The 23,693-nt window shown below is 57.3% G+C and carries 37 protein-coding genes; 32 read left to right on the forward strand and 5 right to left on the reverse strand.

What is annotated here, in order from left to right; all coding sequences use genetic code 11:
• Window positions 1–241 precede the first annotated feature (241 nt).
• The 28 genes from E3E37_RS06610 (at window position 242) to E3E37_RS06745 (ending at window position 16,686) form a co-directional block, all read left to right on the forward strand.
• Window positions 242–742: a monovalent cation/H+ antiporter subunit E gene (locus E3E37_RS06610; protein WP_088865428.1), complete on the forward strand. Its 501-nt coding sequence runs from the start codon at window positions 242–244 to the stop codon at window positions 740–742.
• Window positions 739–1,002 carry a cation:proton antiporter gene (locus E3E37_RS06615; RefSeq protein WP_088865429.1) on the forward strand — a complete coding sequence of 88 codons (264 nt, stop codon included), beginning with the start codon at window positions 739–741 and terminating at the stop codon, window positions 1,000–1,002. The genes E3E37_RS06610 and E3E37_RS06615 overlap by 4 nt, the downstream gene beginning before the upstream one ends.
• The gene (gene mnhG, locus E3E37_RS06620) at window positions 999–1,370 is read left to right on the forward strand and encodes a monovalent cation/H(+) antiporter subunit G (protein WP_088865430.1); all 372 of its coding nucleotides are present in this window, start codon (window positions 999–1,001) and stop codon (window positions 1,368–1,370) included. The genes E3E37_RS06615 and mnhG (E3E37_RS06620) overlap by 4 nt, the downstream gene beginning before the upstream one ends.
• Window positions 1,367–1,633, forward strand: coding sequence for a DUF4040 domain-containing protein (locus E3E37_RS06625; protein WP_088865431.1), 267 nt, complete (start codon window positions 1,367–1,369; stop codon window positions 1,631–1,633). The genes mnhG (E3E37_RS06620) and E3E37_RS06625 overlap by 4 nt, the downstream gene beginning before the upstream one ends.
• Window positions 1,630–1,932, forward strand: a complete 303-nt coding sequence (mbhE, locus tag E3E37_RS06630; RefSeq protein WP_167715955.1) for a hydrogen gas-evolving membrane-bound hydrogenase subunit E — start codon at window positions 1,630–1,632, stop codon at window positions 1,930–1,932. The genes E3E37_RS06625 and mbhE (E3E37_RS06630) overlap by 4 nt, the downstream gene beginning before the upstream one ends.
• Window positions 1,922–2,368, forward strand: a complete 447-nt coding sequence (locus E3E37_RS06635; RefSeq protein WP_167716355.1) for a Na(+)/H(+) antiporter subunit B — start codon at window positions 1,922–1,924, stop codon at window positions 2,366–2,368. Before mbhE (E3E37_RS06630) ends, E3E37_RS06635 begins: the two co-directional genes overlap by 11 nt.
• Window positions 2,365–2,724: an NADH-quinone oxidoreductase subunit K gene (locus E3E37_RS06640; RefSeq protein ID WP_014013091.1), complete on the forward strand. Its 360-nt coding sequence runs from the start codon at window positions 2,365–2,367 to the stop codon at window positions 2,722–2,724. Before E3E37_RS06635 ends, E3E37_RS06640 begins: the two co-directional genes overlap by 4 nt.
• Window positions 2,721–4,259 (forward strand): proton-conducting transporter membrane subunit, encoded by a 1,539-nt coding sequence (locus E3E37_RS06645; RefSeq protein WP_167715957.1) that lies wholly within the window; start codon window positions 2,721–2,723, stop codon window positions 4,257–4,259. Before E3E37_RS06640 ends, E3E37_RS06645 begins: the two co-directional genes overlap by 4 nt.
• Window position 4,260: 1 nt before the next feature.
• Window positions 4,261–4,608, forward strand: a complete 348-nt coding sequence (locus E3E37_RS06650; RefSeq protein WP_167715959.1) for a hydrogenase — start codon at window positions 4,261–4,263, stop codon at window positions 4,606–4,608.
• A gap of 5 nt (window positions 4,609–4,613) precedes the next feature.
• Complete coding sequence (locus tag E3E37_RS06655) at window positions 4,614–5,117, forward strand: NADH-quinone oxidoreductase subunit B family protein (protein ID WP_088865436.1); 504 nt, start codon at window positions 4,614–4,616, stop codon at window positions 5,115–5,117.
• Window positions 5,114–5,641: an NADH-quinone oxidoreductase subunit C gene (locus tag E3E37_RS06660; RefSeq protein ID WP_167715961.1), complete on the forward strand. Its 528-nt coding sequence runs from the start codon at window positions 5,114–5,116 to the stop codon at window positions 5,639–5,641. The genes E3E37_RS06655 and E3E37_RS06660 overlap by 4 nt, the downstream gene beginning before the upstream one ends.
• Complete coding sequence (locus E3E37_RS06665; protein ID WP_167715963.1) at window positions 5,638–6,933, forward strand: nickel-dependent hydrogenase large subunit; 1,296 nt, start codon at window positions 5,638–5,640, stop codon at window positions 6,931–6,933. The genes E3E37_RS06660 and E3E37_RS06665 overlap by 4 nt, the downstream gene beginning before the upstream one ends.
• Entirely contained in the window at window positions 6,930–7,919 is a 990-nt protein-coding gene (locus E3E37_RS06670; RefSeq protein ID WP_167715965.1) for a respiratory chain complex I subunit 1 family protein, read from the forward strand. Before E3E37_RS06665 ends, E3E37_RS06670 begins: the two co-directional genes overlap by 4 nt.
• Window positions 7,916–8,341, forward strand: a complete 426-nt coding sequence (locus E3E37_RS06675) for a 4Fe-4S binding protein (RefSeq protein ID WP_167715967.1) — start codon at window positions 7,916–7,918, stop codon at window positions 8,339–8,341. Before E3E37_RS06670 ends, E3E37_RS06675 begins: the two co-directional genes overlap by 4 nt.
• Window positions 8,342–8,589: 248 nt before the next feature.
• Complete coding sequence (locus E3E37_RS06680; protein WP_088865441.1) at window positions 8,590–9,093, forward strand: Na+/H+ antiporter subunit E; 504 nt, start codon at window positions 8,590–8,592, stop codon at window positions 9,091–9,093.
• Window positions 9,090–9,389, forward strand: a complete 300-nt coding sequence (locus E3E37_RS06685; RefSeq protein ID WP_088865442.1) for a cation:proton antiporter — start codon at window positions 9,090–9,092, stop codon at window positions 9,387–9,389. Before E3E37_RS06680 ends, E3E37_RS06685 begins: the two co-directional genes overlap by 4 nt.
• A complete protein-coding gene (gene mnhG / locus E3E37_RS06690; RefSeq protein ID WP_088865443.1) occupies window positions 9,386–9,739 on the forward strand; it encodes a monovalent cation/H(+) antiporter subunit G in 354 nt (117 codons plus the stop codon). The genes E3E37_RS06685 and mnhG (E3E37_RS06690) overlap by 4 nt, the downstream gene beginning before the upstream one ends.
• Window positions 9,736–9,999, forward strand: coding sequence for a hydrogenase subunit MbhD domain-containing protein (locus E3E37_RS06695; protein WP_088181248.1), 264 nt, complete (start codon window positions 9,736–9,738; stop codon window positions 9,997–9,999). Before mnhG (E3E37_RS06690) ends, E3E37_RS06695 begins: the two co-directional genes overlap by 4 nt.
• Window positions 9,996–10,268, forward strand: coding sequence for a hydrogen gas-evolving membrane-bound hydrogenase subunit E (mbhE, locus tag E3E37_RS06700; protein ID WP_088865445.1), 273 nt, complete (start codon window positions 9,996–9,998; stop codon window positions 10,266–10,268). The genes E3E37_RS06695 and mbhE (E3E37_RS06700) overlap by 4 nt, the downstream gene beginning before the upstream one ends.
• The gene (locus E3E37_RS06705) at window positions 10,265–10,732 is read left to right on the forward strand and encodes an MnhB domain-containing protein (protein ID WP_088865446.1); all 468 of its coding nucleotides are present in this window, start codon (window positions 10,265–10,267) and stop codon (window positions 10,730–10,732) included. The genes mbhE (E3E37_RS06700) and E3E37_RS06705 overlap by 4 nt, the downstream gene beginning before the upstream one ends.
• Window positions 10,725–11,090, forward strand: coding sequence for a sodium:proton antiporter (locus tag E3E37_RS06710; RefSeq protein ID WP_167715968.1), 366 nt, complete (start codon window positions 10,725–10,727; stop codon window positions 11,088–11,090). The genes E3E37_RS06705 and E3E37_RS06710 overlap by 8 nt, the downstream gene beginning before the upstream one ends.
• Window positions 11,087–12,640 (forward strand): proton-conducting transporter membrane subunit, encoded by a 1,554-nt coding sequence (locus tag E3E37_RS06715; protein ID WP_167715970.1) that lies wholly within the window; start codon window positions 11,087–11,089, stop codon window positions 12,638–12,640. Before E3E37_RS06710 ends, E3E37_RS06715 begins: the two co-directional genes overlap by 4 nt.
• On the forward strand, window positions 12,637–12,990 hold the full coding sequence (locus E3E37_RS06720) for a hydrogenase (RefSeq protein WP_167715972.1): 354 nt from the start codon (window positions 12,637–12,639) through the stop codon (window positions 12,988–12,990). Before E3E37_RS06715 ends, E3E37_RS06720 begins: the two co-directional genes overlap by 4 nt.
• Window positions 12,991–13,437 carry an NADH-quinone oxidoreductase subunit B family protein gene (locus tag E3E37_RS06725; RefSeq protein ID WP_167715974.1) on the forward strand — a complete coding sequence of 149 codons (447 nt, stop codon included), beginning with the start codon at window positions 12,991–12,993 and terminating at the stop codon, window positions 13,435–13,437.
• Window positions 13,434–13,988, forward strand: a complete 555-nt coding sequence (locus tag E3E37_RS06730) for an NADH-quinone oxidoreductase subunit C (RefSeq protein ID WP_167715976.1) — start codon at window positions 13,434–13,436, stop codon at window positions 13,986–13,988. The genes E3E37_RS06725 and E3E37_RS06730 overlap by 4 nt, the downstream gene beginning before the upstream one ends.
• A complete protein-coding gene (locus tag E3E37_RS06735) occupies window positions 13,988–15,226 on the forward strand; it encodes a nickel-dependent hydrogenase large subunit (RefSeq protein ID WP_167715978.1) in 1,239 nt (412 codons plus the stop codon). The genes E3E37_RS06730 and E3E37_RS06735 overlap by 1 nt, the downstream gene beginning before the upstream one ends.
• A complete protein-coding gene (locus E3E37_RS06740) occupies window positions 15,223–16,188 on the forward strand; it encodes a respiratory chain complex I subunit 1 family protein (RefSeq protein ID WP_167715979.1) in 966 nt (321 codons plus the stop codon). The genes E3E37_RS06735 and E3E37_RS06740 overlap by 4 nt, the downstream gene beginning before the upstream one ends.
• Window positions 16,189–16,191: 3 nt before the next feature.
• Window positions 16,192–16,686 carry a 4Fe-4S dicluster domain-containing protein gene (locus E3E37_RS06745; protein WP_167715981.1) on the forward strand — a complete coding sequence of 165 codons (495 nt, stop codon included), beginning with the start codon at window positions 16,192–16,194 and terminating at the stop codon, window positions 16,684–16,686.
• 1 nt (window position 16,687) lies between these two features.
• Here E3E37_RS06745 and E3E37_RS06750 read toward each other — a convergent pair whose 3' ends face one another.
• From E3E37_RS06750 to E3E37_RS06770, 5 genes are all read right to left on the reverse strand, one after another.
• The gene (locus tag E3E37_RS06750) at window positions 16,688–17,200 is read right to left on the reverse strand and encodes a ferritin family protein (protein ID WP_240921948.1); all 513 of its coding nucleotides are present in this window, start codon (window positions 17,198–17,200) and stop codon (window positions 16,688–16,690) included.
• Window positions 17,201–17,340: 140 nt separating this feature from the next.
• Window positions 17,341–17,829 carry a ferritin family protein gene (locus E3E37_RS06755; RefSeq protein WP_088865455.1) on the reverse strand — a complete coding sequence of 163 codons (489 nt, stop codon included), beginning with the start codon at window positions 17,827–17,829 and terminating at the stop codon, window positions 17,341–17,343.
• A 47-nt stretch (window positions 17,830–17,876) separates the two neighbouring features.
• Complete coding sequence (locus E3E37_RS06760) at window positions 17,877–18,056, reverse strand: hypothetical protein (protein ID WP_088865456.1); 180 nt, start codon at window positions 18,054–18,056, stop codon at window positions 17,877–17,879.
• Entirely contained in the window at window positions 18,049–18,756 is a 708-nt protein-coding gene (locus tag E3E37_RS06765; RefSeq protein ID WP_167715985.1) for a SagB/ThcOx family dehydrogenase, read from the reverse strand. Before E3E37_RS06765 ends, E3E37_RS06760 begins: the two co-directional genes overlap by 8 nt.
• 33 nt (window positions 18,757–18,789) lie before the next feature.
• Window positions 18,790–19,275: a THUMP domain-containing protein gene (locus tag E3E37_RS06770; protein WP_167715987.1), complete on the reverse strand. Its 486-nt coding sequence runs from the start codon at window positions 19,273–19,275 to the stop codon at window positions 18,790–18,792.
• Between the two features lie 61 nt (window positions 19,276–19,336).
• On the opposite strand from E3E37_RS06770, the gene E3E37_RS06775 reads away from it, so the two are divergent.
• From E3E37_RS06775 to E3E37_RS06790, 4 genes are all read left to right on the forward strand, one after another.
• The gene (locus E3E37_RS06775) at window positions 19,337–20,542 is read left to right on the forward strand and encodes an AAA family ATPase (protein WP_167715989.1); all 1,206 of its coding nucleotides are present in this window, start codon (window positions 19,337–19,339) and stop codon (window positions 20,540–20,542) included.
• Window positions 20,543–20,548: 6 nt separating this feature from the next.
• Window positions 20,549–21,082 carry a metal-dependent hydrolase gene (locus E3E37_RS06780; protein WP_167715991.1) on the forward strand — a complete coding sequence of 178 codons (534 nt, stop codon included), beginning with the start codon at window positions 20,549–20,551 and terminating at the stop codon, window positions 21,080–21,082.
• Window positions 21,083–21,173: 91 nt separating this feature from the next.
• A complete protein-coding gene (gene trxB / locus E3E37_RS06785) occupies window positions 21,174–22,166 on the forward strand; it encodes a thioredoxin-disulfide reductase (protein WP_088865461.1) in 993 nt (330 codons plus the stop codon).
• 158 nt (window positions 22,167–22,324) lie between these two features.
• Entirely contained in the window at window positions 22,325–23,662 is a 1,338-nt protein-coding gene (locus E3E37_RS06790; protein WP_167716357.1) for an ornithine aminotransferase, read from the forward strand.
• Window positions 23,663–23,693: the final 31 nt, after the last annotated feature.

Consider the following 23,693-nt stretch of genomic DNA (forward strand, 5'->3'; position numbering starts at 1 on the left):
AAGGCTTTTCCGGCCCACAAGAGTTCATGGACGTGACATATGGCTAAAAAAGCCACCAAAGGCCGCGCTTCCACATCGGCTCTGGAGTATTTAACCTTTGGTTAATAACAAGAGGTTACAGACCTTTGTTTTCAATTCTAAGCTTCAAAAAACCCTTTTAAAACAAATAACGAAATTTCAATTGAAAAATGACGAAATACGAGCCTGTTGAACCCGTAACAGGTGAGAGGAGGGAGGAACAATGAGTTTCATCGCTGTATTCATTTGGTCATTCGTGCTCTGGCTAGTACTAACTGCGGGCAGTAAAGGATTACTCTGGAGCCCGGAAGAACTCATCGCGGGACTGATATTCTCAGGAGTAATAGCGTTAACAACCAGGAACATTACAGGCGAGAGGGCAGGCCGCTTCCTGAACCCTGCGAAGTGGGTGGGTTTCATCGTATACGCCATCGGCCCCCTCTTCTGGGGCATGGTCAAGGCCAACCTAGACGTCGCCTACCGCGTCATAACGGGAAGGATAAAGCCCGGAATAGTCCGCGTTCCTGTCGATCTGGAGAACGACGCCCAGTACACCATTCTGAGCAACTCGATAACCCTCACGCCCGGAACGCTCACGATAGACGCCTGCCCGGAGGAGAAGGCCCTCTACGTCCACTGGATAAACGTTACCGAGAAGGAGCCGAAAAGCTCGGAAGTGATAGCGGGCTCGTTTGAAAAATGGGCGAGGAGGCTGGGAAGATGATAGCACCGGAGTTCTTCTATGCCGCAATCATAGTCATGATCGGCGCGTTCCTGGCGCTGCTCAGGGTGTTCTTCGGACCGAGCGTGCCGGATAGAGTCGTGGGAGTTGACACCCTAAACACGCTCATCGTTGCCGGAATGGTTCTCCTCGGAGCGGCCTACGACAGGACGATATACATCGACATAGCGATAGTTTACGCCCTTTTGAGCTACGTGGGAACCCTGGCCATAGCGAAGTACCTCCAGGGGGGATTGGAATGAGCGCGATCATCTACGTCATCTACGCATTCCTTGCGATAAACATCACGTTCAACCTGCTGGGCAGCTTCTCGCTCCACAGGTTCCCCGATGTCTACACCAGACTCCACGGGGCGACCAAGTGCACGACCTTCGGAACGATATTCGCGGTTCTGGCGGTGGTGGTACACGCGCTCAACCAGCTACACATCACCGGCGATCCCAAGTACCTCCAGATGGCATTGCACAGCATCGTTGCGCTCGTGGCGCTCCTCCTCACGAACCCGACCGGAGCGCACGCAATAGCCAAGGCGGCCCATCTGAGCGGCTATAAGCCAGCCAAGGCGGTCATAGATGCCTATGAAAACAAGCTCAGGGGTGGTGCAGAATGAACGTTCTCTCGGTGGACATGGCCATACAGTTCGGAATACTCATGGGTGTGCTTGTGGCGGCCTACATCACGATAACCATGAGGGACCTGCTCAGTGCGGCGATAGCATCGGCGGCGATGAGCCTGCTCCTCAGCCTTGAGTTCTACATGCTCCATGCGCCGGACGTGGCGATAGCCGAGGCCGCCGTCGGAGCCGGTGTCGTTACAGCCATAGTTGTATATGGAATAGCCAAAACGGAGAGATGGGAGCGTGAGGGACCATGAAGAGGACTTTCGGAGCTCTCGCACTGCTGTTCCTGCTCGGAGTGCTCCTCGTCGTTGCGAGCCCCTCAACCGGGATAAAGTTCGGCCTCGGCGGCGCCGACTGGAAGGCCTACCGCTACACCGACCAGTACTACATAGACCACGGCGTTCAGGAAGTCGGGGGAACCAACATAGTCACGGACATAGTGTTCGACTACCGTGGCTACGATACCCTCGGAGAGGCCACCGTTCTTTTTACGGCCATCGCGGGGGCGGTTGCGCTCCTCAGGCCCTGGAGGAGGGATGAGCATGAGGAGTGACATGGGTCTTATAGTTAAGACCACCGCGAGGGCAACAATCCCGCTCATAGGAATCTTCGGTGCCTACGTTGTTTCCCACGGTCACCTCACGCCGGGAGGCGGCTTCCAAGGAGGGGCGACCATAGCGGGAGCCGGGATACTGTTCCTCATCGCCTTCGGACTGGGTGAGATGAAGAGGCGCTACAACCACCACCTCTACTCGGCCCTTGAGGGCCTCGGAGGCCTTGTCTTCCTCGGAGCGGCGATGCTCGGCCTGGGAGTTGCGTTCTTCTACAACACGCTGTGGCACAACGGGCCGGTCTTCAACGGCCAGCCTGGAACGCTGCTCTCAGCGGGTTACCTGCCCCTGATGAACCTCGCGGTTGGGCTGAAGGTCTTCGCGGGACTGGTCAGCGCGATGGTTGCAATAGCGGCCTTCCGGAGGTGGGAGGAATGATACCGTTCCAGTTCATCACCGCGTTCCTGCTCATAGCCATGGGCATCTACGCCCTGCTCTACAAGAGGAACCTCATCAAGCTCATACTGGCCCTCAACATCATAGATGCCGGCATACACCTGCTCCTCATAAGCTTCGGATACCGCATAGAGGCAGGCCAGATACCAACCGCGCCAATCTACACGGGCTACGAGACGGTAAAGAGCGCCATGGTCGCCCCGATTCCGCAGGCGCTCACGCTCACCAGCATAGTCATCGGGGTCTGCGTTCTCTCGCTGGCAATGGCCCTCACGATAAACGCCTACAGGCACTACGGAAGCCTAGACGTTAACAAGCTCAGGAGGTTGAGAGGATGAACGTCCTGCCGTACCTCATCATAGTCCCGCTCCTCGGAGCATTCGCACTGCCCATAGTGGGCCTCGCGGGAAGGAAGGCCAGGGAGCTGTGGGCGATACTCATAACCGGCATCACCCTCGGTGTCGCGGCCGGACTGTTCAAAGAAGTCTGGAAGAGCGGAGAGATACTCGTCTACACCCTCGGAGCGAAGAGCCCCCTCGGGAAGGGCGTTCCATTCCCTGTAAGGATAGTCTGGGAGGTGGACCTGCTCAGCGCGCTCTTCGCCCTGATGGTGACCTTCATAGCCTTCGTGGCGGTTCTGTACTCCAGCGAGTACATGAGGCACGATACGGGGCTTGAGAAGTACTATGCCCTAGTCCTCGTCCTCGAGGTCGGCATGCTCGGCATAGCCATAACCGGCGACCTGTTCAACTTCTACGTCTTCCTGGAGATTATGAGCATAGCCAGCTACGCGCTGGTTGCCTTCAGGAACGACACCTGGGAGGGCATCGAGGCGGGCATAAAGTACATGTTCGCCGGCTCCCTTGCCAGCTCGTTCATCCTCCTCGGCATAGTGCTCCTCTACGGCCAGTACGGAACGCTGACGATGGCCTACCTGGCCAAGATGATAGCCGAGAGCCCAACCTTCACCGCCAAGGTGGCCCTCGGCCTCCTCGCGGGCGGACTGCTCTTCAAGAGCGGTGCCGTTCCGGTGCACATGTGGCTCGCGGATGCACACCCGGCCGCTCCGAGCTCGATCAGCGCCATGCTTTCCGGCCTGGTAATCAAGATAGGCGGCACCTACGCCCTGACTAGGCTCGCCTTCAGCGTCTTCAGCGCCGGAATCAGCACCAGAACGGTCGGCTGGATAATCATATTCTTCGCCTGCGTGACCCTCATAGTCGGAAACGCGATGGCGGTGATACAGACCGACATGAAGAGGCTCTTCGCCTTCTCCAGCGTCGGCCAGATCGGCTACATCCTCCTGGGAATCGGAATTGGCCTTGCCGCGTATGGAAGCGACGTCGGCCAGGTCGCTCTGGCGGGTGCGATATACCACACCGTGAACCACGCGATAATGAAGGCCCTCCTGTTCCTCGTCGCGGGAGCGGTCATACACGGGCTCGGAACCAAGAACCTCAACGAGCTGAGCGGAATAGCCAGGAAGATGCCGGTCACGAGCTTCGCCTTCCTGGTCGGTGCGGCCGCGATAATCGGCCTTCCGCCGCTCAACGGCTTCGCGAGCAAGTGGCTCATCTACGAGAGCTCGGCGCTCTTCAACCCGTTCCTCGCGGCAATAGCCGTCATAGGCACAGCCTTCTGTACCGCCGCCTACATCAGGGTGCTCTTCACGTTCTTCGGAAGGCCGAGCGAGAGGGTCATGAACGCGGAGGAGCCAGGAAAGGCCATGCTCGTGCCGATGCTCATACTGGTGGTGGCAATAATCGTCATGGGGCTCTTCCCCTGGGCTATCAGCGACAAGGTCATGCTTCCGGCGGCAAAGACTCTGGAGAACATAGGGACTTACGTTTCAGCCGTGCTGGGGGGTGCATGAAATGTTTGGCTACTGGGATGCGCTTTACTTCATCTACGTTTTCGCCATAGGCCTGCTCATCTCGTACGTGCTCTACAAGTGGGCCGAGCGCTCCAGCACCGGGACGAGGAGAACCGGCGATGGAACGAAGATATTCCTCAGCGGTGAGGACCAGGACGAGGTCATTCCCCAGTTCGAGCACTTCCAGGGCTACGTCACCGGAAGACACGTCATGTGGGGCCTCATAAGAGGAATTCACAGGATGTTCCTCATCTTCCGCAGGGAGCACACCGGACTGCTGGGCGACTACATCAGCTACCTGCTCGTCACGACCGCGATAATTGTGGGAGCGCTGATAGTGTGGGGGTGAGATGAATGACCATTAAGGTTCCCGCCAAAGGTTCAAATTCATCGGAGCGCGAGAGGCTTGAGAGGGAGATATCAAAGCTCTGCAGGTACATAGGGCGCTCACCCTGGGTGTTCCACGTGAACAGCGGCAGCTGCAACGGCTGCGACATCGAGATAATAGCCGCACTGACGCCGAGGTACGACGCCGAGCGCTTCGGTGTGAAGCTCGTTGGAACGCCGAGACACGCCGACATACTGCTCGTAACCGGGCCGGTGACCGACCAGAGCCTTGAGAGGGTCAAGCTGGTCTACGAGCAGACGCCCGATCCAAAGGTTGTCATAGCAGTCGGGGCCTGCCCCACCGGTGGAAGCGTGTTCTTCGAGAGCCCCTTCACCAACGCACCGCTGGACAGGCACATACCGGTGGACGTCTTCGTACCCGGCTGCCCGCCGAGGCCCGAGGCGATACTCTACGGAGTCGTGCTCGGTCTGCAGAAGCTGATAGAGAGAATTGAGGGGGGTAAGAGATGAACGTCGACGAGTTCGTTAAGGTTTTCAGCGAGAGGTTCCCCGGGGCCGAGATAAGGGTGAGCGAGAACAAGATGCCCCACCCGAAGAGGCGCGTCTGGGTCGAGATAGACAGGGAGAAGTTCCACGACGCCATGAAGTTCATCAAGGAGCTCGATCCGAGGGCGCAGTTCTCCATCATAATCGGAATAGACGCCGGTGACAGGCTGCTCGCCAAGTACCACATGGAGATGTTCTGGGAGGAGGGGGAGAGTCTGTCGCTCGTCATAGGCACGAGCGTCCCCAAGGACGATCCCAAACTGCCAACGGTTACCGACGTCTTCCCGAGCGCGCTGCCCTACGAGAGGGAGAACCAGGAATTCCTCGGGCTGTTCTTCGAGGGAATCCCCGACCCGAGAAGACTCTTCCTGCCCGACGACTTCCCTGAGGGAATCTACCCGCTGAGGCTCGACGAGACGGGAATCAGGCCCGAGATGGTAAAGAACGCAGGGCACCCGTACAAAATCAAAAAGGAGGGCTCGAAATGAACGGAAGGCTTGAGTACTGGGTTAAGATACCCATCGGACCCATTCACCCCGCACTGGAGGAGCCCGAGAAGTTCATAATCACGCTGGACGGAGAGCGCATCATAAACGTTGACGTCAAGCTGGGCTACAACCTCAGGGGCCTCGAATGGATAGCCATGAGAAGGAACTACATCCAGATACTCTACCTCGCCGAGAGGATATGCGGGATATGCTCCTTCTCGCACAATCACACCTATTCCAGGGCCGTCGAGGAGATGGCCGGTATAGAGGTCCCCGAGAGGGCCGAGTACATCCGTGTGATAGTGGGCGAGCTGGAGAGGATACACTCCCACCTGCTCAACCTTGGAGTCGTTGGACACGCGATAGGCTACGATACGATTCTACACCTCAGCTGGCTCGCGAGAGAGCGCGTAATGGACATCTTGGAGGCGATTGGGGGCAACAGGGTCAACTACTCCATCAACACCATAGGAGGAGTCAGGAGAGACCTTGAAGAGAAGCACGTCAGGGCCATACTCGACATGATAGAGTACTACCGCAACGAGGTCATGCCGAAGATAGAGGAGATATTCCTCTACGACCCCACGGTAGAGGCCCGCCTGAGGGACGCCGGAGTCATTCCAAAGAGGATAGCCATAGAGTACAGCGCTCAGGGGCCGACCGCGAGGGGAAGCGGTGTAAAGAAGGACGTCCGCTACAACGAAAAGCTGAGTGTCTATCCAGACCTCGGTGTGAAGCCGATAACTCCCAAGGAGTTCACAGGCGTTGTCAAGGGCGACGTCTTCGACAGGATGGTGGTCAGGGTTGGCGAGCTCTGGCAGAGCATGGAGCTCATAGAGAGGGCCATAGACCAGATGCCGGAGGGCAAGATAAAGGCGGTTCCAAAGGACAACACCCTCCTGTTCCAGCTCAAGAAAGCCGAGGGGGAGGGGATAGGCAGGTACGAGGCCCCGCGCGGTGAACTAATCCACTACGTCATGGCCCAGAAGGGCAAGGACGTCCCGGCGAAGTGGAAGATGCGCGAGCCGACCTTCCCGAACCTGTTCGCGATAGCCAGGGCACTGGTGGGCGAGCAGGTGGCGGATGTTCCGGTCGCGATAGCATCCATCGACCCGTGCCTGAGCTGTACCGACAGGGTAGCGGTTATCGATGCAGAGACCGGAAAGAGAACTGTCCTGACTGAGAGGGACCTCCTCAGACTCTCGATAGAGAAAACCAGGGAGCTGAACCCGAACGTTAGGGCGAAGCCGGAAGTTGTTGGGGTAGGCTGCCCGAGGGGTGGTGTCCTATGAACGTCCTATACGCTACTCTCGGATTCCTGGGAATTTACGCTTACGTATCCTTCGCCTCACTGCTCTGGGGAGGAATAGACAGGAAGCTCGTTGCAAGGATGCAGCGCAGAATGGGCCCGCCGCTGTTCCAGCCCTTCTACGACTTCCTCAAGCTCGTCAGCAAGGAGTCCATAATCCCAAGGGACGCCAACAGGTTCTTCGAACTGGCCCCCGTGCTGGCGCTAGCGACTTCCATCACCCTTCTGGCGTATACCCCCCTGGGCTTCGAGCCGCTCTTCGGAACCAAGGGCGACGTGATACTCTTCATCTACCTGCTGACCCTCATAGGCTTCCTCAGGGTACTCGGTGCGGTTAGCTCGGGCTCCCCCTACGCCCAGATAGGCGCCCAGAGGGAGATGATAATCCTCGTCTCCAGGGAGGGGCCGATGATGCTGGCCCTCTTCACGATACTCTGGCGCCTCAGCGACCTCGGCGTTACAAAGCCCTTCAGCATGGGCACCTTCTACGAGCACAACGTCTGGGAGCTCGGAACGCCGCTGAGCCTCATAGGGACACTCATACTGCTCTTCGTCTTCATGACCTGGCTGGCCAGCGAGATTGAGGTCGGCTACTTCGACATACCGGAGGCCGAGACCGAGCTCGCCGAGGGAACGATGGCGGAATACAGCGGAAGGCATTTAGCCCTCTTCGAGCTGGCCAACGCGATAAAGGCCTTCGTGAGCGCGAGCCTCGTCGTGGCGATATTCTTCCCGTGGGGCATTTCAAGCTACCTCGGACTGAGCGGGGCCACGGCGGTAGTCGTAGACCTGCTCTTCCACACCCTCAAGGTCTTTGCCGTGCTCTTCGTCAGCATGAGCGTCTTCAGGGCCGTGACTGGAAGGCTCAGGATAAACCAGGCTGTGGGTCTTTTCTGGACCAGGATGCTTCCGGCGGCGATAGTGGGAGCACTGCTACTGGCTATAGACACGCTGGGGGTGATAGCATGAAGGTTCCACCGACGCTATCGACGGTGCTGAGCAACCTGTTCAGGAAGCCAGCAACCAACCCGTTTCCAGCCAGCGAGCCGGTTCCGGTTCCGGAGGGCTTCAGGGGCAAGCTCGTCTACTATCCCGACAAGTGCGTCGGCTGCAGGCTCTGCGTCATGGTATGCCCTGCTGGGGTCATAGAGTACGTCCCTGAGGTCAGGAAGGTAACCTTCTGGCTCGGAAGGTGCGTCTTCTGCCAGCAGTGCGTGGACGTCTGCCCGGTCAAGGCCCTGGAGATGAGCGACGAGTTCCTGCTGGCGACGGACGACAAGTACGACGACAACCTGCGCTGGTTCAAGGAGGATGAGATAGAGGAGCTCAAAAAGAAACTGGAGGAGCAAAAGAGGGCCAAGGGGGCATCAAAGGAAGGAAGTTCCAAGTAGTCCAAATTGCTTTTTGTATTTTCTCCCGTCTTTCCGATGTTCTTTTCTGAACATTAGTATCCAAGAACATACTACGAAGAGCCGTTTTTTGTACTTATGTAAAGCATTGTGCCGTTTCTGTTTGTCAAATTTCAGGTTGTTAACCATTTGTTTTAGAAATCCATTTATAACGATTTAGCCAATGCTCAATTGAGATTTCGGGAAAATACGCCCGATAAGGGTTTAAAACCTAAAGTTGAGGTGGGAAAATGGGGTTTGCCGCAACGTTCCTGTGGTCCCTTATCGTGTATCTGCTCCTCACCGCGGGCTCCGGGGACATCATCGCCTGGAGTCCAGGGGAGCTGGTTGCAGGGATTGTAATAGCGGCCATCATAGGCTACGCCACAAAGGACATAATGGACGAAAAGCTGGGCTACTTCTTCAACCCGAAGAGGTGGCTGCTGTTCATAATATACGCCATAGGGCCGTTCTTCTTTGCCATGGCCAAGGCGAACCTTGACGTCGCTTACCGAGTCATAACCGGCAAGATAAGACCAGGGATAGTCAAGATATCCCCCGACCTAACGAGGGACGAGAGCAGAACCATTCTGGCCAACTCAATAACCCTCACACCGGGAACCTTCACCCTGGAGATAGACGAAGAGGGCAACTTCTACGTCCACTGGATAAACGTGCCGCCCGGAAAGGAGAAGCCCACACCGGAGGAGCTGTGCGGGTACCTTCCAAAATGGGCAAGGAGGATTGCGGAATGACGATAGATGGAATGTTCATGTGGGCCCTGATACTGCTGCTGTTTTCGGCGACTCTGACGCTGATAAGGCTCCTTGCCGGACCAACGATACCGGACAGGGCCGTAGCCCTGGATTCCATGACCACCACCACGGCGGGAGCAATGGTTGTCTACGGCGTCATAACCAGACAGGCGGTTTTCATAGACGTCGCACTTGTCTACGCGGTTCTCAGCTACATCGCGACCCTCTACATAGCCCGCTACCTGGTCAAGAAGAGGGTTGGCATCGCCTGTGAGTGCGAGGGGGAGGGACCATGATAGGGTGGCTCATCGGAATATTCCTGGCGATAGGCGTCATCTTCAACCTGCTGGCCAGCGTGGGGATCCTTCGCTTCCCAGACGTCTACACGAGAATACACGCGGCAACCAAGTGCACAACCTTTGGGACGATATTCATAGTGCTGGCCACTGTTACCTACGCGATATACAGCTACTTCTGGATCGAGAGGGACCCCTCATGGATAACCATAGGAATCCACTCGGCGCTGGTTGTGATATTCCTGGTGCTGACCAACCCCGTTGGAGCTCACGCCCTTGGAAGGGCCGCCAGGAAATCGGGAATACTGCCCTACGGGGCGGTTATAGACGAGCTGGAGGGTCGCCTATGAATTTCGAGGAGCTATTCTGGGCACTTCAGGTCATGGCGGGGCTGGGACTCCTGATAGCGGCAATAGCGGCGGTGAGGTTCAAGAACCTGGTCTCAGCGGTCATCGCGATGGCAGTGTTCAGCCTGATACTGTCGCTGGAGTTCTACATACTGCAGGCACCCGACGTCGCGATAGCGGAGGCGGGAGTTGGGGCGTGCCTCACGACGGCGATGTACCTGCTGGCCATCAAGAAGACCACCGACGAGGAGGTGATAGAATGAGAAAGGCCCTCGGTCTCTTCGCGTTCATAGGCTTCACGCTGTTCCTCCTCGTGGCTGTGGCGAGCCTCAGGCCCTTCGGCGAGCCGGTTCACACGGAGATGGACTCGTACTTCATAGAACACGCGCAGGCGGAGGCCTCCTCCAACAACGTCGTCACCAGCATAGTCTTCGACTACAGGGGTTTCGATACCCTCGGTGAGGCCACGGTACTGTTCACCGCGGTGGCTGGCGTGCTTATGGCCCTCAGAAGGAGGGAGGTGAAGGCATGACCACGGTAATAATTAAGACGACAACGAGGTACCTGACGGCGCTCATACTGACGTTTGGAGCCTACATAATCCTCCACGGGCATCTCACGCCCGGAGGCGGCTTCCAGGGAGGGGCCGTCTTTGCCAGCGGCCTGGCGCTTCTCATAGTCGCGTGCGAGGACAGGGTGATCAAAGAGAGGTTCAAGAAGGTACCCCTGAGCGCCTTCGAGAGCATCGGAGCCCTCGGCTTTCTTGGGGTGGCAGCCCTCGGCTTCATGGGATACACGTTCTTCAAAAACGTCATAGCCAACAGCGGGTTCCCGCTCTTCGGAGAGCCGACGCCGCTCGGAATAAACCCAGGCTACCTTAACACCGGCGGAACGCTGCCCTACATGAACATATTCGTCGGAACGAAGGTTCTGGCCGGATTAACCAGCATAATCCTGGTGTTCTACCTCCTCCTGGGGGTGAGGAAGGATGAATAACGTGATTCTGGTCAACCTCCCGTTCATAGTCGTGGCGCTCCTGCTGGCGGTGGGGTTCTACACGATAGGATTCAAGAGGAACCTCATCAAGATCGTCATCGGAATTGAGATCCTTGAAGGGGCCGTCAACCTGTTCCTAATAGCACTCGGCTACGTTAAAGGTGCCTATGCCCCGATATACACCATGGCGCCTCAGAATGCCACCAACAACATGGTTCTGCCGACGCCCCAGGCGCTTACCCTGACGAGCATCGTCATAGGCGTTGCAGTTTCGGCGCTCATGCTCGCCTTCGCCGTCAACATCTACGAGCACTACGGAACCCTTGACGTTACAAAGGTCAGGAGGCTGAAAGGATGATCGAGCACCTACCCGCTCTCATGATAGCCGTGCCCCTCTTCGGGGCGTTCGTGGCTCCCCTGCTGAAGAAGAAGGGCAGTGCCCCGGCAGTCTGGGCGATGATAATCACCGGCGTGACGCTGGGCATGGCACTCCTCCTGGTCAGGCAGGTGCTCATCCAGGGGATGATGGTGTACGTCTTCGGAGCCGACAACCCGCACCTCGTCCTGCCCTCAGGGTACAGGGTCCCGATAAGGATAATATTCGAGGTCGACGCGATAGGGGCCTTCATGGCGCTCTCGGCAGCGCTCATGAGCTTCATCGGAGCGATGTATTCATACAGCCACGTGAGGAACGAAACCGGCCTTGAGAAGTACTACGCGCTGCTCCTCCTCCTTGAGGTTGGAATCCTCGGTATGGTACTCACCGGAGACCTGTTCAACCTCTTCGTGTTCCTGGAGATAGCCGGAATAGCCGGTTCAGCGCTGGTTGGCTTCAGGAACTACCGCGGCGAGGCAAGCGAGGCAGGAATCAAGTACCTCATAGTCAGCGCGGTGGCATCGCTGATGGTGCTGTTCTCAATAGGCCTGCTCTACGGCGAGTACGGGAACCTCAACATAGCCTACCTGAGCACCCAGATAGGGTTCAACACAGTTGACATAATCGCCCTGGGAATACTCTTCACGTCCTTCGCGATGAAGTGCGGCTCGGTGCCAACCCACCACTGGGTTCCTGATGCATACACCGAGGTCCCGTCAGGAATCAACCCCACCCTCCTCGTGGCGACCTACGCGAGCCTCTACGCCCTCTTCAGGGTGAGTTTCAGCCTCTTTGGCAAGGTCAGCTCGGGAATGAGCAGCGTCGGCTGGATAATGTGCGTCCTCGGAGTGCTCACAATGTTCATAGGCGTTACAATGGCCCTCGTCCAGAAGGACGTCAAGAGGCTGATGAGCTACCACGCTATTTCCCAGACCGGCTACATGCTCCTCGGCGTCGGCGTTGGCCTGGCGGTTCTCAACGACCCGGCAAAGCTCGCAGCCTTCGGAAGGGACGCGATGGCGGGAGGAATATTCCACATCATCAACCACATCATCTACAAGAGCCTCCTCTTGATGACGGCAGGAGCGCTGTTCTACGTCACCGGGACGAGGAACCTCAACGAGATGGGCGGTCTCGCCAGAAGGATGCCCTACACGACGGTGGCATTCATAGTCGGCGCCGCGGCAATATCCGGAATCCCGCCCTTCAACGGCTTCGCGAGCAAGTTCCTCATCTACGAAACATCGTACCAGCTGAGCCCGATATTCGCGATATTCGCAATGGTCACCAGTGTACTGACGCTGGCTTCCTTCGTCAAGGTCTTTGCCTCAGCCTTCCTCGGACCGCCGGTGAAGAAGTACGAGAATGTGAAGGAGGTTCCAAGGAGCATGGTTGTGGCAATGCTAATCTTAGCGGCACTGTGCCTGCTGTTCGGTCTGTTCCCGAACGTTGTGCTGGACAAGCTCGTCTATCCGGCCGTTGACGCGCTGCTGAAGCTGAGCAACTACCAGACGTGGGGTGGTATACTATGAGCTGGCTTGAGAGCCTTACGCTGAACTCCCCGTCGGGATTCTGGAACCCGATAGTCTGGCTGGCCCTCCTCATCGTCTTCGCGGTCATAGGCTACATCATCTACTCGCGCGGAAACAGGAGCTACAAGCCGAACACAGACCAGGTAAAGCCCTACCTGAGCGGCAACGAGGTCGAGGACGTGGAGGAAATCCGCGTAAGGGCAGGAGACATTTACTGGGGCTTCATAGAGGCGCTGAAGGGCTACTACAACGTGCTCATGAGAATGCACATGGGGGACATCAGGGACTACATCCTCTGGTATCTGGGACTCGGCGCCATAATCCTGTTCATCCTCGTGGGGGGTGTGTGAATGGGGAAGCTGACCAACTTTAAGCGCTCCCTCTGGGTTTTCCATGCCTCCGGAGGGAGCTGTAACGCCTGCGATATCGAGATTATAGCCGCGCTGACGCCTCGCTACGACGTGGAGCGCTTTGGAATCAAACTCGTCGGAAGCCCGAGGCACGCGGATGTTCTCCTCGTGACGGGGGCGATTCCAAGGGACTTCGCCGATAAGCTGAGGCGCATATACGAGCAGATGCCCGACCCGAAGGCTGTCGTTGTGGTAGGCAACTGCGGAACCACAGGGGGAGTGTTCTACGACTCCTACAACATAGCCGGCCCGATAGACGAGATAATCCCGGTGGACGTCTACGTTCCCGGCTGCCCCCCGAGGCCCGAGGCGATAATAGACGGCGTTGTGAAGGCCTGGCTCAAACTGGAGAAGCTGGAAAAGGAGCTGGAGGGGAAGAAAGAATGAGGGAATCAATGAGCGCGGAAGAGGTCCTCAAGAGGCTCCAGGATGCACTCGGTGAGGCCCTGCTGTCTCACGAGGTAATGGAGTACACGATGGGCGTCAGGAGGAAGAGGACTTATCAGGAGCTATGGATAGAGATAGACCCGAAGGCCTTCAGAAGAGCCGTCGAGGTCATGTTCGAACTCGACTACCCGCACCTGCACTTCATAACCGGGGAGGACGATGGAGGCGACTCCCTGAGGATGGTTTACTCCTTCGGCCTGTTCTGGGCCGCCCCCTGGGGAGAGCTCAGCGTCACCATGCGCTTCAACCTTCCGAAGGATAACCTCGTCCTGCCCACGATAACCGACCTGATGCCCGGGGCGGAGACCAACGAGAGGGAAATCAGGGAGATGCTCGGCGTTGAGTTCGAGGGGCTGAAGAACAAGAGGCATCTCTTCCTCCCCGACGACTGGCCGGAGGGCAAGTACCCCTGGAGGAAGGACGAGTACGGTGTGGAGGACATGGTGAAGCACACCCACAAGAGCGTGAACGAGATAAGGAGGGGTGAGTGATGGCGAAGACCCAGTACTACGTCCCGGTCGGCCCGATTCATCCCGCCCTGAAGGAGCCGATAAGGGTCGAGGCCAAGGTCGAGGGGGAGAGGATAGTCGAGGTGGACGTCAAGAGGGGCTTCGCCCACAGGGGAATCGAGTACATGGGCATGAAGAGGAACGCCATACAGACCCTCTACCTCTCGGAGAGGATATGCGGAATCTGCTCGATATCGCACCCCTACTCCTTCGTCATAGGAAGCGAAAAGGCCCTGGGAATAGAGGCCCCGCCGAGGGCCCAGTACATAAGGACGATAATAGCCGAGCTGGAGAGAATTCACAGCCACATACTCTGGCTCGGTGTCGTTGCGCACGAGATGGGCTTTGACTCCCTCCTGTTCTGGACGTGGAAGGGCAGGGAGAAGGTCCTTGACATCCTGGAACTCCTCACGGGGAACAGGATAAACTACTCCGTGTTCATGATAGGCGGTGTCAGGAGGGACATAACGGAAAGCCAGGCAAAAGCCGTGAGGGACATGATAAACTACTACAGGATATTCACGGAGGAGATGAAGGACGTCTTCCTTTCGGATCCCGTGTACAAGGCAAGGACAAGGGGAGTGGCCCAGCTCTCGAAGGATATGGCGAAGAAGCTCAACGCCGTCGGACCCGTCGCCAGGGCGGCAGGACTGAGGATGGACGTCAGGCAGGACAACCCCTACGACGCCTACGCGGACATCGGGGTTAGAGCAGTGGTTCCCCAGGACATAGTCGGCGAGGCTAGGGGGGACGCGTACGACATCACCCTGGTCAGGATATACGAGATAGAGCAGAGCCTCGACATAATCGAGTTCTGCCTCGACAACATGCCAGAGGGCAAGATAATGGCCATCCCCAACTACGTGGCGCTCCTGGCCAAAATCAGGAGGAGCGAAGGTGAAGGAATCGGCATGCACGAGGCTCCGCGCGGTGAGGTCATCCACTACTTCAAGTACGGCAACAAGCGCGACGGTCCTCTCGTCTGGAAGGTCATAGCGCCGAGCTACAACAACATCAACACGTGGGGTCCACTCCTCCTGGGTGCGGAGGTGGCGGACATCCCGATAGTCGTCGCGTACATAGACCCGTGCATGTGCTGCAACGACAGGGTCGCAGTTGTGAGGGACGAGAACGGCAGGTTAATCGACCCCGCTACTCTGCACCTGAAGGCGGTTGAAAAAACACGGAAGCTCAGGGAAGAGCTGGGGGTGAGAGAATGACCCCCGAGACCCTAATCTACGCGTTCACCTTCCCGGTGCTGGGGGTCTTCCTCGGGCTGGTCTACAAGGGTATAGACAGGCGCTTCTCGGCGAGGCTGACTTCCAGAATAGGCCCGCCGATAAGGCAGCCCTTCTGGGACGTAGGGAAGCTGCTCCTCAAGGAGACGGTCGTTCCTGAGAACGCGGTGGCGTGGATATTCAACGCCATGCCGATAGTTTCCTTCGCGGCCTCGATGACGCTCCTGCTGTACATACCCTTTGGAGTGCTCAAGGCGCCCCTCGAAGGCTACGGCGACTTAATAGTCATCCTCTACCTGCTGACCCTCCAGTCGCTGGCAATGGCCATCGGCGGCTTCGCCTCCGGAAGCCCCTTCTCCTCGGTGGGCGCGCAGAGGGAAATGGTACTCATGATGAGCTACGAGATGCCGCTGGCGACGGTTATAGTCGGCTTCGCCGTCCTATACAAGAGCTTCTCACTCACGACAATAGCCAGCACACCCGTGTGGAGCGTCGCGGGCCCGCTCGCAGCCATGGGAATACTGCTACTCTTCGTTGCCCTGCTCGTCGTTACCCCGGCCGAGCTGGCAAAGCTGCCCTTCGACATAGCCGAGGCAGAGACGGAGATATGTGAGGGAATGCTCGCCGAGTACAGCGGAAGGAACCTCGCGTTGTTCTACCTTTCGGACGCGGTCAGGGGCTTCGCCATGGCGGCACTGGAGGTGGTGCTGTTCTTCCCGTTCACGCTGACGGGCATACTGAACCTGAACCTGACGGGAACATCCTACTACGTCGTCGAGGCCCTGTGGTTCCTCTTCAAGGTGCTGGTGATATACCTGCTGGCGATAACCCTCGTCAGGACGTCCTTCGCAAGGTTCAGGATAGAGCAGGCATCCAAGGTGTTCTGGGTCTACGTCAACATAATCGCCCTCGTCGGGCTCGCGCTGGTATGGCTGGGGGTGTGAAGCATGGTTAACAAGATGATGTTCGTCCTGCTCAAGCAGCTCGTCAAAAAGCCCGCCACAAATCCCTTCCCAGTCAAGCACGCCCCTGCAAACGTCACAGCCCTAATAGAGAAGGTTCAGAAGGGCGAGGCCCAGATAAACCCGCCGGTTCCCGTCCCGGAGGGGTTCAGGGGAAAGCTCGTCTACGACCCGGAGAGGTGCATAGGCTGCAGGCTGTGCATAATGGTCTGTCCAGCTGACGCCATGGAGTGGATTCCGGAGCTGAAAAAGATAAGACACTACGTCTCGCGCTGCATGTTCTGTGCCCTCTGCGTTGATGTCTGCCCTGGAAAGAAGTTCCCGGGAGAGGAAAAGGCCGTCAAGGCACTGAGAATGAGCGAAGAGTTCCTGATAGCGGACTACGACAAGTACAGCGACAACCTCATAGAGGAACCCCCAGAGGCGAGGGAGCCGCCCAAAGAAGAAGTGAAGGAGGCAGTGGAGTCAGCGGGCCAGTGAGCTAAGCCTCCATCCTCTCTTTTCCCATCCCATTTCTGTAATCGTAGTCTCTGAGGAGGGATTCAACCGCCCTTTCGTGAAGCCTCTCCGTCGAGGCCAGGTAGGAGAAGATGGCCCGCAGGGTCTCGTCGTCGGCCTTCTCGGCCAGAATCGAGTAAACCCTCTCGGCGACTTCCTCCAGCTCAAGGGCACATTTAAGAACGGCAAAAACGTCGTTCTCACTCTCAAGCTCCCTTATATCCGAGAGCTCCTCCAGCGATGGGCCGTGGACTTCTGGAATTTCCGCCCCGAACTTCCGTGTGTAGAGGGTTCTCAGCTTCTTCTCGTGTCTCCTTGCCTCCTGGCCGAGGAGTTTGAACATGTCTCCTACGGCCCCCTCGACTTCCATGCCCCTCGCCTTCTCGGCCAGCTTCTCGTAGAGCAGGGCCTTGTCACCCTCCAGGAATATCCAATGGGCGAGAAGCTCCCTCAGCGGAAGTTCCTCAAGGAAAGACAGGCCTTCAAGATCGACCATCCCGCTCACCCGGTATAACATACCCGACAGGTTTTATACGGGCTTTGGCACAACCGTCTATAAAAGTCGTCTGGAAGAAAAGGGCAGCTGACAAAGGATTTATCAAAGGAATGGGCGTTTTTGAATCGGATTTCGAAGTTTTATCCCCGTCCCTTTACCAACTCCTCGTACCTTCTCCGGAGCAACTCGTAGTGTCCGCGCTCAACCTCGGCCAGTTTGGAGTAGAGCACCTTCAGCCTCTCGTCGTCAACCTTCTCCGCGAGCAGCCTGTAGGATTCGTGGGCTATCATCTCGCTCTCCATCGCCGCCTTCAAGATCTCCTCCAGCTGGTCGGCCCTCTCGAACTCATCGAGAACCGGGAGCACCTCAAGTGGGGGAAGGCTGCTCCTCGGAACGTCGCCGTAGGTCTTCCTGAACTCAACCTCAAGCTCGGTGGCGTGGTTCAGCGAATCCTGCGCCAGCTTTTCAAAGGTTTTCACCAGTTCCTCGCCAAGACCCAGGTCGCGGGCACGTCTCGCGAGTTCGCGGTAGAATTTCGCCTCCTCCCTTTCCCCCTCTATCCAGTACGCCAGGACGTCCCGGTAGCTCAGCTTCGAAAGGGCCTCAACGACCTCATGAACGTCGTACATTCCAATCCCCCCGTAGAAATGGCCGCCGGGGCTAATAAGCTTTAGGTTCATCTAACGAGCCATATTGCGAGGAACATGACGAGGTAAGCCATCACACTGATGACTATGTGAACCTTTATCCACACGTCCCTGCGCTTTGAAAGGAATATCATTGCCCCGCTGAGCATGGCCAGGCTCATAAGGGCAAAGGAGGCGTAACCAAGCGTGTAGTGGTCCAGGCTAACCACCGGGAACACCCACCGGAAATATGTACAGCGGGACACCTTCGGTTCCTATTATCTCGGCAACCTGGTCGTCGTAGAAGGCCCCCACCGCGACGGTTCCCAGTTTCAGGGCGGTCGCCTGCAGGTAGATGTTCTGACCTATGTGCCCGGCCTCCATGTGGACGTATCTAACTCCCCGCTCGCCGTAGTATGAGGTTGTCCTCCGATAGAATGCCACCAAGACGATGTCCACCGCCGCCCTCCCGACCCACGACTGGTCCAGTGCTGCCTTCTGGAGGGCCTTCCTCCAGTCACCCCTCTTCACCAGGGTCAGGGTGTGGTTGAAGGGGTCGTAGCGATAGATTCCAGGCTCAAGGGCCTCGACGTTCCCGACCACGACGTAAACCTCAAAGGGATAGGTTGCTCCCGCACTCGGGGCCGAGCGGTACTTCCTGGGGTCGGTTATCCCCTGCGCCGCCCACAGGAGCTGGGAGAGCTGCTCAAGAGTCAAAGGCTCGTTCCTGTACGAGCGAATGCTCCTCCGCCTTGCTATCGCTTCCTCAACGCTCATCTCTCCGGCCAGTCTCGGTTCGGGAAGAACTACAACCTCGCCTGAGATTCTCTCACCCCCTTCACGCCAGATAACGTAGGGCTTAACGAAAAGGAGGACGGAGGAAACCACGACCAGGGCGATAACCAGATACGAAACTCGCTTGATGTTCATGTTTATGAATTCGGCTTCATCCTATTTTAGGCTTCACCCGACCACATCAAAGCGGAGGAGCTCACCCCTCCCAACCAGCCCGATTCCCGCCTTCTTTCCAAGAACCTCAACCACAAGCGTGTAGTCCGGATCGCCAAGGTTGACTTTTAGACCGAAACGCCCGACCACGAGCGAACCGAGGCCGATTTCAAGCTCCCTCCCTGAGAGCCTCCTGTTTCCCCGAACCCTGGCGCGCACCGCGAAGGTACCCTCTATTCTCCCCGCCAACTCAAGGACGGCCTTCTCTATCTCCTCCCTCCTCGCTGGCACGATTAAGTCCAGGGGAACTACCCTCTGTATCGCCTGAGTTTCGAAGTTCCTCAACCGTTCCAGGGCTTCCCTCTTCGGCAGGGGCGTTTCGGCCAGGAGAACGCCTTTCCAGTCGGTTCCCCTCACCCGAACCTTTTCCAGCGCCCATTCCAGTTCCAGTATGGCATCCCCCTCGCGTCCCTGCGGTGCCGTAACGAGAAGAATCGTCATCTCCGCTCACCGATGGACAAGTTTTTATATTTCGCGTTCCTAAACTATGCGGTGAGTTAAAATGGAAGCCGGTGGCCTTAAGCTTTATCCCTACCAGTCATACGAAGTTTACGGTCTTTCTCGGAACCCCTTTGAGCAGCTCGCGAGTGAGGGAATAGCCGACGTCGAGAGCATACACGTCTATCAGGAGATAGACATGCGCCTTCAGATGATAATCTCCGAGGTCATAGGAAACAAGAGCTCGATAGCCATGAGCATCGTCGGCCCCCTCGGAATGGGCAAGACCCAGAGGCTCAAGACAATAGCCAAGGCCATAGAGGAGAACCGGGGGAAGGCGATATACGTCAAGGTGGACACCAACGACATCCTCAAGCTCACAAGGGACATATTCTACGCCCTCAAGCCGCCGAAGAGCAGGACAAACATATTCCTCGAAAACCTCTCAAGGAAGCTCGGGTTCATAGACAGGCTGGAGAAGATGCTGAGTAGCAGGGACGAGTACAAGAGCAGGGACATAGCCGAGCTTCTGACAGAGCAGATGGGAAAATACCCCTACTGCGCCCTCCTCCTCGACGAGCTTGAGAACATGCAAACCGCGAGCGAGAGGGAGAAGATACAGTTCTTTGAGATGCTCAGGCACTTCATAAGCAACATGCCGCAGGGCTGTGTGGTCGCCTTCGCCTGCGTTCCGGAGGCCTACGAGGAGTACACCAAGATATTCCCGGCCTTCTTCATGCGCCTCCACTACGAGTTCAAGCTCAGACCGATGAGCATAGACGAGGCCTACGAGCTGGTGAAGAAGAGGCTCAACAGGGTAAGGATAAAGGACACGGACAATCCGCTCTACCCCTTCACAGAGGAGGCGGTGAAACTAATCCACGAGCTTGGGAAGGGCAACCCCAGACAGATTTTGAGGCTGCTCCACTACGTTCTGAGCGAGGCGGCGAAGCACAAGTTTGACCCGATAGACGACTACGTCGTTACCACCATACTCGAGGAGCCGAAGAGCCTTGAGGAGTATCTCACGAGGATTCCGAAGGAGTATAAGGACCTTGTGGAGGCGATAGTCTTCGAGTTCAACGGCGGGCCGGTGAGCTACATCCAGGTCGCGAAGGTCGTCAAGAGACCGGGGATACAGGTCTATGACCAGCTCAACGAGCTCATAAGGCTTGGCTTCCTGGTGGGCGACCCCAAGGGCAACTACAAGGTTCCGGAGTACGTGAGGAAGTTCCTTGAAGAGGAAGGGGCCGAGAAAGGCGAAGAGTGATAGCCCATGCCCAACTACGACGTCCATCTCCTGAGCGGCATAGTTACCTATCCGCTCGCCATCTTTATCGCCTTCATGCTCCGGGACCACGCTGGCGTACCCTTCGTCCTCAGCACGACGGCAATGGTCATAGGCTACGCCCTCTACGTCCTTGGCAGCGATTTACCGGACATGGACCATCCCAACGCGCTGATACACCGGGGGACGAAGCCGATAGTGAGCGTCGCGGTCGGAAGCGCGGTTTTCATACAGAGCTTTGGTTCCATAAACATCGGCGAACCCTGGCTCAACGTCACCGCGGCCTGGGGGTTTGGGGCGCTGGCGGCTTTAATGGCCTGGTTCGCGTTCACATGGGTTATGCCGAAGCACCGGGGAATAGTCCACTCCCTGCTCTTCGCGGCGGTTTACGGCCTGCTGGGCTACGCACTCGTCGAGTTCGGCCTCGGACTGGGCAGGGGCGAGGCACTCTTCGCGGGTTTCGCGGCATTCAGCGGCTACACGCTCCACCTGATACTCGACCGGGAGGTCTCGCTGCTCTAGAAACCCGGACCAGGGTTGTGAGCCGAATACACATTCCCGGGCAATAATGCTTTTAAATAGTCCACGTTAGGAAAGCCCGGAGGTGGGAGAGATGTTCAGCCTTGGAGGATTCTCACGTGGAGGGGAGTACGAGAACAAGACATGGGATGTGCTCATCATCGGCGCTGGTCCAGCCGGCTTTACCGCCGCCATATACGCGGCGCGCTTCGGCCTCGATACCATCATCATCAGCAAGGACCTCGGAGGAAACATGGCCCTGACGGACCTGATAGAGAACTACCCCGGCTTTCCCGAGGGAATAAGCGGCTCAGAGCTGACCAGCAGGATGCACGAGCAGGTTAAGAACCTCGGAGTTGATGTCATCTTCGACGAGGTTGAGAGAATAGACCCGACCGAGTGCGCCTACTACGAGGGGCCGTGTAAGTTCGCGGTGAAGACGAAGAACGGCAAGGAGTACAAGGCGAAGACGATAATAATAGCCGTTGGAGCAGCACCCAGGAAGCTCCACGTCCCAGGCGAGGAGGAATTCACAGGAAGGGGCGTTTCCTACTGCGCCACCTGCGACGGCCCGCTCTTCAAGGGCAAGAAGGTCATTGTCGTCGGTGGCGGAAACACCGCCCTGCAGGAGGCGCTCTATCTGAAGAGCATCGGCGTTGACGTCACGCTCGTCCACAGGCGCGACAAGTTCAGGGCCGACAAGATACTGCAGGATCGCTTTAAGGAGAGCGGCATTCCGGCGATACTCAACACCGTCGTCACAGAGATCAAAGGAAACGGCAAGGTCGAGGCGGTCAAGCTGAAGAACCGCGTAACCGGAGAAGAGACCGAGATGAAGGTCGATGGGGTCTTCATATTCATCGGCTACGAGCCTAAAACGGATTTCGTCAAGCACCTCGGCATAACCGACGAGTACGGGTACATACCGGTGGACATGCAGATGCGCACCAAGGTCAAGGGCATCTTTGCGGCAGGGGATATAACCAACGTCTTCAAGCAGATAGCGGTAGCTGTAGGCCAGGGAGCCATCGCTGCAAACTCCGCCAAGGAGCTCCTTGAGGAATGGAACTCGAAGGTAATCGAGTGATTCCCACTGCCCCTCGTTCTTTTTTCTCGGTGTTTTCGGGACTGCTGTTTTGAGAATCGAGGCATTCACGCATTCTCCCGAAAATTCTTCGGTCAAAGATGTTCATTGATGAACATAGGGTTATATAGGATAAGCCCCATCCCCCATCGGTGATGCACATGGTGGTTAGACCGAACGTTAAAGAACTCCCCGGACCCAAGGCCAAGGAGGTTATTGAGAAGAACTTCGAGGCTTTAGCCGTTACCACCCAGGATCCCGAGACCCTCCCGATAGTCATCGACCACGGGGATGGAATCCTCGTCTACGACGTTGACGGAAACACCTTCTACGACTTCGGGAGCGGCGTTGGTGTTCTGAACGTTGGGCATGTCCACCCGAGGGTTGTGGAGGCCATAAAGAGGCAGAGCGAGAAGTTCACCCACTTCGCACTCAACGACTTCTTCTACGAGAACGCGGTCGTTCTTGCCCAGAAGTTAGCCGAGCTCGCTCCCGGAGACTTCCCGAAGAAGGTCGTCTACCAGAACAGCGGTGCCGAGGCAAACGAGGCCATGATGAAGCTCGTCAAGTACGGCACCGGCAGGAAGAGGTTCATAGCCTTCTACCACGCCTTCCACGGAAGGAGCCAGGCCGTTCTCTCGCTCACCGCCAGCAAGTGGGTCCAGCAGGACAGGTTCTTCCCGACCATGCCGGGAGTTGAACACATACCCTATCCGAACCCCTACAGGAACCCCTGGCACATAGACGGCTACGCCGAGCCGGACGAGCTCGTTAACAGGGTCATAGAGTTCATCGAGGAGTATGTATTCCGCCACGTCCCGCCCCACGAGGTTGGAGCCATAGTCTTCGAGCCGATACAGGGTGAGGGCGGCTACGTCGTCCCGCCGAAGAACTTCTTCAAGGAGCTGAAGAAGTTAGCGGACAACTATGGAATCCTCCTCGCCGACGACGAGGTTCAGATGGGCGTCGGAAGAACCGGAAAGTTCTGGGCCATCGAGCACTTCGACGTTGCACCCGACACCATCCAGTTCGGTAAGGCCATAGGCGGCGGAATCCCGCTCGCCGGTGTCGTCCACAGGGCAGATATAGCGTTCGACAAGCCGGGCAGGCACGCCTCGACCTTCGGCGGCAACCCGGTTGCCATAGCGGCCGGTATAGAGGTCGTCGAGATAGTCAAGGAGCTCCTCCCGCACGTCCAGGAAGTTGGAGACTACCTCCACAGGTACCTCAAGGAGTTCGAGGAGAAGTACGAGGTCATCGGCGATGCACGCGGTCTGGGTCTCGCCCAGGCGGTCGAGATCGTCAAGAGCAAGGACACCAAGGAGAAGAACCCCGAGCTGAGGGACAGGATAGTCAAGGAAGCCGTCAAGCGCGGGCTCATACTCCTCGGCTGCGGCGACAACAGCATACGCTTTATACCGCCGCTGACCATCAAGAAGGAGGAAATCGACGTCGCCATGGAGATATTCGAGGAGAGCCTCAAGGCCGCTCTCCAGTGATTTTCTCCCTTTTCTTATCCACCTCCTCACT

This window comes from Thermococcus sp. ES12 (assembly GCF_012027515.1).
Classification (GTDB): domain Archaea; phylum Methanobacteriota_B; class Thermococci; order Thermococcales; family Thermococcaceae; genus Thermococcus; species Thermococcus barossii.